We start from the raw sequence: 812 nt of genomic DNA, 5'->3' as shown, positions 1-812 counted from the left end.
TAAAAACTAATGAAAGTAGGTTTTACAATGTCTAAAACAGCACTTATCACCGGTATCACCGGTCAGGACGGCTCTTACTTAGCCGAATTTTTATTAGAAAAAGGATATGAGGTACACGGCATTACTCGCCGTGCGTCTATCAGCAACACTGCCCGCATTGATCATCTGCTGGCAAAAAACGCTATTACCTTACATGATGGCGATTTGAGCGATTCTTCTTCGCTGATCCGCATTATCAGCATAGTGAAGCCTGATGAGATTTATAACCTTGCAGCGCAAAGCCATGTACAGGTTTCCTTTGACGTGCCGGAATACTCCGGAGATGTTGATGCACTTGGCGTACTGCGTATTTTAGAAGCAGTGCGCATTTTGGGTATGACGAAGACTTGCCGTATCTATCAGGCATCCACTAGCGAGCTTTATGGCAAGGTTGAAGAAGTACCGCAGAGCGAAACCACTCCGTTCCATCCGTACAGTCCCTATGCTGTTGCCAAGCAATATGGCTTTTGGATTACAAAGGAATATCGCGAAGCTTATGGCATGTTTGCTGTCAACGGCATTCTTTTTAACCATGAATCCGAACGCCGTGGAGAAAACTTTGTAACACGCAAAATTACGCTGGCAGTAGGACGCATTGCCTGTGGCCTGCAGGATTATCTTGAGCTTGGCAACATGGACTCCCTGCGCGACTGGGGTTATGCAAAGGATTATGTAGAGTGCATGTGGATGATTTTGCAGCATGATACGCCTGAGGATTTTGTTATCGCGACTGGCGAACAGCATACAGTCCGTGATTTTACAGAAAAGGCCTT

Annotated in this window: 1 protein-coding gene; it reads left to right on the top strand. The window is 45.9% G+C overall.

The genetic code is table 11. The features are described 5' to 3' along the window. Positions 1-27: 27 nt before the first annotated feature. A partial coding sequence (gene gmd / locus BN587_RS08165) for a GDP-mannose 4,6-dehydratase (RefSeq protein WP_044484620.1) occupies positions 28-812 on the top strand: 785 nt, incomplete at its 3' end.

Source organism: Phascolarctobacterium succinatutens CAG:287, from assembly GCF_000434895.1.
GTDB classification, from domain to species: Bacteria; Bacillota; Negativicutes; order Acidaminococcales; family Acidaminococcaceae; genus Phascolarctobacterium_A; species Phascolarctobacterium_A succinatutens_A.
Note: the sequence above shows the minus strand (reverse complement) of the source record. Positions and strands in the feature narration are given on the sequence as shown.